A 6135-nucleotide genomic window follows, 5' to 3' on the forward strand; every position below is an offset into this window, starting at 1 on the left:
CGGTCAGCTACCTCATCATCGGCATGGGGCTTCTGGTGCTGTTCAACTGGGCCGGAGTGCCGAAATCGCTGCTCGCCGCCGGCATCGGTCATGTCGTGATCAACCTGCCGCTCTGCTTTGCCATCATCTACAGCCAGATGGGCGACCACCAGATCAACATCGAGCGCGCCGCGCGCGATCTCGGCGCGCCGGAATGGAAGGTGCTTTTGCTGATCACGGTGCCGGTGATGGCGCCGGCGATCTTTGCCGGCTTCTTCCTGTCGATGACCTTCTCGTGGGACGAGTTCGTCATCTCCTTCCTGCTCACCCGTTTCGACACCACGCTGCCGGTGGAGATCTGGAACCTGCTGCGCTCCGGCCTCAATCCCAAGACCAATGCCGTCGGCTCGCTGGTCTTCGCCGTCTCCATCGTCCTGGTGGTGTTTTTCGAGCTGACGCTGCTGCGGAGAAAGCCGGCATGAGCACATCCCTGGTCGACATCCGCAACGTCTCGCATCGCTTCGGCCAGCAAGCGGTGTTGAAGAACGTCTCGCTGACCATCGAGCCCGGCAGCTACACGATCCTGCTTGGGCCGTCCGGCTCCGGCAAGACGACGTTGCTCTCCATCCTCGGCGGCTTCGTCACGCCCAGCGAAGGCAAGGTGTTCATTCGCGGCGAGGACTGCACGTCCGTGCCGCCGGCCAAGCGCCCGACCACGACGGTGTTCCAGGACTATGCGCTGTTTCCACACATGAGCGTCGGCGGCAACGTTGGCTTTGGCCTGCGTATGCAGGGCATCGACGGCGCGACGCGCACGGCAAAGGCGCGCGAGGCGCTGGCGTTGGTCGGGCTGGCCGCCGCCGTCGACAAGAAGCCGCATCAGCTCTCCGGCGGCCAGCGGCAGCGCGTAGCGCTTGCCCGCGCCCTGGTCATCGAGCCGGCCGTGCTTTTGCTCGACGAGCCGCTCGGCGCGCTCGATTTGAAGCTGCGTCGGCAGATGCAGGACGAATTGAAGGCGATCCAGAAGCGGGTCGGCACCGCCTTCGTCCATGTCACCCACGACCAGGAAGAGGCGATGGCGCTGGCCGACCATTGCGTGGTGATGAATGACGGCCGTATCGAGGATGAAGGCGCGCCCGAACTAGTCTATGCGCGACCGGCGACGCGCTTTTCCGCCACCTTCATGGGCGAAAGCACGATCCTTTCCGGAACCGTGACGGAGGCGAAGGACGGGTCAGTTACTGTCGCGACACCGGCCGGCGCGATTTCGCTGCCCGGCAGCGCGGCGGCAGGTGCGAAAGTCGCCCTTGCCGTCAGGCCGGAGCATCTTGTCCTCGGCAAAGAGGAAGGCCACGTCTCGCTCGGCGCCGCCAAGGTGAGCGACGTCGTCTTCCAGGGCAGCTTCAAACGCGTGCTCGCCACCTCGGCTTTCGATCCCGCCCTGCAGTTCATCGCCAAGGCGCCCGCCTCGGCGACCGTCAGGCCAGGCGACACGGTGGCGGTTTCATGCAAGGCTGCCGACCTCATCCTGCTGGCGAACTGAGCGGCGAGCATGCTTCCGGTCATCGAGGCCCCGGACTGGTACGAAACCATTCGCATGGGCGACGGCGTGACGCTGATCCACGAGCCGTGGATAAAGCCGTTTTTCCGCTGCAACATCTGGCACGTGCGCGGCCGCGACCGCGATCTGCTCTTCGATACCGGCCTCGGTCATTTCAGCCTTCGGCGCCACGTGCCTCTGGTCACCGAACGCAAGCTCGTCTGCGTCGCCAGCCACACCCATTTCGACCATATCGGCTGCCACCACGAATTCCCCGACCGCTGCGTGCATTCCGCCGAGGCGGCGATCCTCGCCGACCCGCGCAACGAATGGACCATTGCCGACCGCTACGCCACCGAGGCGATGTTCGATGGCATGCCGCAAAATTGGGACACGGCGCGCTACCGCATCCTGCCGGCGCCCGCGGGTCGCTTGCTGGAGGGCGGCGATGTCGTCGATCTCGGCGACCGTGCCTTCGAGGTCATCCACACGCCCGGCCATTCGCCGGGCGGCATCGCGCTCTTCGAAAAAAAGACCGGCATCCTGCTGTCCGGCGACATCGTCTATGACGGGCCGCTGATCGACGACGTCTACCATTCGCTGGTCGACGACTATGTCGCGACGCTGCTTTCCATGCGCGGCCTCGACGTGTCGGTCGTCCATGGCGGCCATTTCCCGAGCTTCGGCAAGGTGCGCTACCGCCAGCTCATCGACGAGTATCTGGCGCAAAAGCGGCAGGCCGGCTGCCACCTGCGGGAGCCCGCCTGAGCGAGCTTAGCGCATCAAGTCAAAGTGCCGGGGAAATGCCTGATGCAGCAGGAGCAGCATCGTCTTGCGCAGCACATCGGTGTCGCGGCCGGAGGGGTTCAGATGATCCCAGTACCATGCGCCGTGCACCAGATAGTTCAGGCTCTCCGACAGCGTGTTTATGTCGACGTTGGCATAGCCGCCGCTGCGCGAGATCTCGATCAGCAATTCGCGCGCTTCGGCGGTGTAGGCAAGGTCGCTCGGCAAGCCGATTTCATTGTAGATCTGCATGCTCTTGCGGTCGCTGGAGAACACGACGAAGACCGAAACCCATTTCGGATGCTGGCGGGCGAAGCGTTGCGCGCAGTCGACGGCGCCCAGCAGCCTGTCGACCGGCGACAGGCCGGGCGCCCGCACCAGGGTGGCCCACAGCGCGTCATACTGGTCGCTGAGATACTGCAGGACGGCCCGAAACAGGTTCTCCTTGCTGCGAAAATGAAAAACGACGAGCGCGTTCGACGAGCCGACCTGCTCGGCAATGCGCTGCATGGTGACGCTCGCCAGCCCTTCCTCGGCGATGAGGTCGATGGTGGCATCGATGATGCGCTGCACACTCGCCTCGCCGCGTTCGCGCCGACGGTCCTTGGGCGGCGCGGCATCATTCGCCGAGCCCCTGCCCTCAGCCATCGCGGCCCGTCTTCCGGCAGTTGCGGTTGCCTTGCGCTGCGCCATTTTCATCGGCCTTTTCTAACCCGCGGCGGAACCTCCGGTCCCACCGCCATTTTGCGACATCGGGCCTCCGCCCGCCAGAACCCACGCGAAAGAGCCCGGGATTGCTCAAAGCGACGGGCGGGTCCCGGCGCTGCCATACCATTGGCCCTGAGCCGTCTCATAAGCCATCGCCACGCGAAATACATCGGCGTCGCAATAGGTGCGGCCGACGATCTGGATGCCTGTCGGCACGCCGCTCGCCGCCCTCCCCGACGGCATTGAAAGGACCGGGCAGCGGCTCATCATATTGAACGGGGTTGTCATCACCCAGCCGAGCGACGGGTTCACCTGCTTTCCGTTGATCTCGACAGTGTCCGTGGTCTGATCGAACTCGGCCGACACCGCGGGAAGCGCGTTCGTCGGGCAGATCAGCACATCGTATTTTTCGAGCAACGGACCCAGTGTCTGATACATCCGGGCCGCCACCTCCAGCGTACCGACAAAGTCCGTGGCCTTCGATTTGCGCCCATCTTCGGCGAACCGCCGCGCATAGCGGGTCATGTCCTCGCCATGCTCCTCGAGCAATTGCGACAGCGAGGCGCCGAAGAGATGCTCCAGATAGGCCATGCCGGCCTTGAGCACCTCATCGCCCCAGCCCAGGTCGACTTCCTCGACCGTGGCGCCGAGCGAGCGGAAGACATCGCATGCGGCAAGCGTGTTCCTGCGCACATCGGCGTCCACTTCGAAGGAACCGAGATCCATCGAGAAGGCGATCTTCCAGCCCTTGATCGGCTTGTAGTCGACCGGCAGGCGCAGCTTCGGCCGCAGCGTGGCGATGTCCAGCGGGCTAGGTCCAGCCATGACATTCTGCAGCAGGATCGCGTCCTTGACGTTTCGCGCCAGCGGTCCGGTGTGGCAATAGAAGTCCAGATTGAACGGCGGCTCGTCGGGATTGCGGCCGTAGGGCGGCTTGAAGCCAACAAGGCCGCAGGCCGATGCCGGGATGCGGATCGATCCGGCTATATCCGACCCGGTCGCTATCGACGACGTGCCCGAGGCCAGCGTCGCAGCCGCCCCCCCGGACGAACCGCCCGGCGTGAAATCCGGATTCCACGGATTGCGGGTGACGCCCCATCGCCTCGACCAGGTGTAGCCGGCGCAGCTGAATTCGGGCGTCGCCGTGCGCGCATGCACGATGCCGCCGGCCTTGATGATGCGCTCGTTCATCGTCGAGGTATGGCCGCATACGGCATCCCTGGTCAGCAGCGAGCCGTGCGATGTCGGCTTGCCCTTGATGTAGCTCTCGTCCTTGATGCCGATCGGCAGGCCCTCGAGAGCCCCGGTCCTTGCGCCCCTGGCGTATTTCGCCTCTGCCTTCCTGGCCAGACCGATGGCCTCCTCGAAATGCGTGAAGGTGAAGCAGTTGATCGTCTCCTTCGTGGCCTCGGCGCGGTCGATGACGGCCCGCATCAGTTCCACCGGCGAGAACTTCTTTGCCTTGAACAGCCGCAGCGCCTCGCTGGCCGGCATGTAGCAGAGATCGAGATCGGTCATGGGCAGTCTCCTACGGTCGGCGGAACCGCGCTTGGTGCGAAGGGACACACCGGACCGCGCGTCGCGGTCCGGCGACTGTGGCCGGACAGACTTCGGCGCGGCTATTTCTGGAGATCGGTCCAGATCCTCGTATAGAGCGCCTGCACGTCCGGCGGACAGGTCGGCATGAACTTGCCCTTGGCGGCGAATTCAGCCGGAACCTCGACCTCCGGCGCACCCTTCATCTCGTCCGGCATGAACGGCTCGGATCCCTTGATGCCGTTCGCGTAGTGCGCGAACGCCGAGATCATCGCCGCGTTCTGCGGGTCCATGATGAAGTTCTGGAACAGCTTGGCGTTCTCGACATTCTTTGCGTCCTTGAGAACCGCGACATTGTCCATCCAGATCGGATAGCCTTCCTTCGGATAGCCGTAGACGATCTTGTCGTTCTCCATCCGCTCGCGCAGCGATATGCCGTTCCAGTTCACGCCGGCCGCGATATCGCCCCTCCCCAGGCCGTCGACGGCCGCATAGTCGAACGACAGCCATTTCGCCTTGGCCTCGACCAGCTTGTCGCGCACCTTCTTCAGCACCTGCTTGTCGTCGGTGCAGTATTCGCCGCCGAAATAGGAGATGGTGAGGAAAAGGATGTCGCCCATCTCCGGCACGACGTTGATCTTGCCGACGAGCTCGGCGGGCGGATCGAGGAAAACGGCCGACGTATTCGGGTCGCCGGAATAGACCGACTTGTTCACCGAGACGCCGGTCGTGCCCCATTGCCAGGGAACGGTGTATTTGCGGCCCGGATCGAACGGCACGTCGACCCATTTCGGATCGACGTTTTTGAAGTTCTCCATTTTGTTGGGATCGGTCTCCAGCAGCAGGCCTTCGCTGATCCAGATCGGCATGACACTGGCCGACGGCACGACGATGTCGTAGCCCGAAGCGCCCTGGCGCACCTTGGCCAGCGCCGTGTCGTTGGAGTCATAGTCGGTGACGGTGACCTTGACCTTGTAGGTCTCCTCGAACTTCTTGATGAGGTCGGGATTGGTGTAGTTGCCCCAATTGTAGATGTTGAGCTCGCCGTCGGCGCGGGCTGCGCCTGTCGCGGCCATCAGCGACAGCCCGGCGACAGTCGCGATCGATTTCCAGTTCATGCTGTTCTCCCATTGTTGGGACCGGCCGCAAGAGCGGCCTCGGGTCCGACGAAAATAGTTCCTCTCATGCGTGGCCATTCACCGGCGGAGCCGGCTGTCCAACTCGATCGTCAATGTTAGCAGTAACTATGACTAAATATACAGTCAATATCTTTTTGGCGCCGCGATCCCGGTTGGACTGCCGCAGGCGCAATCGCTGACTGGCACGGCAAAGTGCGCGCCGGCGCCATCTCGCAGCCATCGGAAACCCGGACCAATGCGCCGATGCGCCGGCAAACGTCTCATGGTATCGTCAAGGACGAGGGCATTGATGGATTGGGGCAAGTTGGGGCGTGAACTGCCGCCGGCTTGCAGGGTTGGGTCGGGGTCATGCGCCTTTTTTGGGCGACCGTGCTGCTGATGATCATGGGGCTCCTCTCCGCCGCGCGCGGCGGAGAGCCTATCGCCTTGACCGTCGCCGCTCCGGCT

At 63.8% G+C, this 6135-nt stretch carries 6 protein-coding genes; 3 read left to right on the forward strand and 3 right to left on the reverse strand.

Annotated features, from left to right (window positions below; genetic code table 11):
* The 3 genes from EN780_RS25525 to EN780_RS25535 all read left to right on the forward strand — a co-directional run.
* Positions 1 to 461 (forward strand): ABC transporter permease subunit (locus EN780_RS25525; protein WP_128275669.1); only part of this gene is annotated, 461 nt, incomplete at its 5' end.
* A complete protein-coding gene (locus tag EN780_RS25530; protein ID WP_128275670.1) occupies positions 458 to 1522 on the forward strand; it encodes an ABC transporter ATP-binding protein in 1065 nt (354 codons plus the stop codon). The genes EN780_RS25525 and EN780_RS25530, both read left to right, overlap by 4 nt.
* 9 nt (positions 1523 to 1531) lie before the next feature.
* Positions 1532 to 2287 carry an MBL fold metallo-hydrolase gene (locus EN780_RS25535; protein ID WP_128275671.1) on the forward strand — a complete coding sequence of 252 codons (756 nt, stop codon included), beginning with the start codon at positions 1532 to 1534 and terminating at the stop codon, positions 2285 to 2287.
* A 6-nt stretch (positions 2288 to 2293) separates the two neighbouring features.
* On the opposite strand, the gene EN780_RS25540 is transcribed toward EN780_RS25535, so the two are convergent.
* The 3 genes from EN780_RS25540 to EN780_RS25550 form a co-directional block, all read right to left on the reverse strand.
* A complete protein-coding gene (locus EN780_RS25540) occupies positions 2294 to 2953 on the reverse strand; it encodes a TetR/AcrR family transcriptional regulator (protein WP_245500137.1) in 660 nt (219 codons plus the stop codon).
* Positions 2954 to 3103: 150 nt separating this feature from the next.
* The gene (locus EN780_RS25545; RefSeq protein WP_128275672.1) at positions 3104 to 4531 is read right to left on the reverse strand and encodes an amidase; all 1428 of its coding nucleotides are present in this window, start codon (positions 4529 to 4531) and stop codon (positions 3104 to 3106) included.
* A 101-nt stretch (positions 4532 to 4632) separates the two neighbouring features.
* Positions 4633 to 5667, reverse strand: a complete 1035-nt coding sequence (locus EN780_RS25550) for an extracellular solute-binding protein (RefSeq protein WP_128275673.1) — start codon at positions 5665 to 5667, stop codon at positions 4633 to 4635.
* Positions 5668 to 6135: the final 468 nt, after the last annotated feature.

Origin of the sequence: Mesorhizobium sp. M4B.F.Ca.ET.089.01.1.1 (assembly GCF_004022605.1) — a bacterium.
Taxonomy (GTDB): domain Bacteria; phylum Pseudomonadota; class Alphaproteobacteria; order Rhizobiales; family Rhizobiaceae; genus Mesorhizobium; species Mesorhizobium abyssinicae.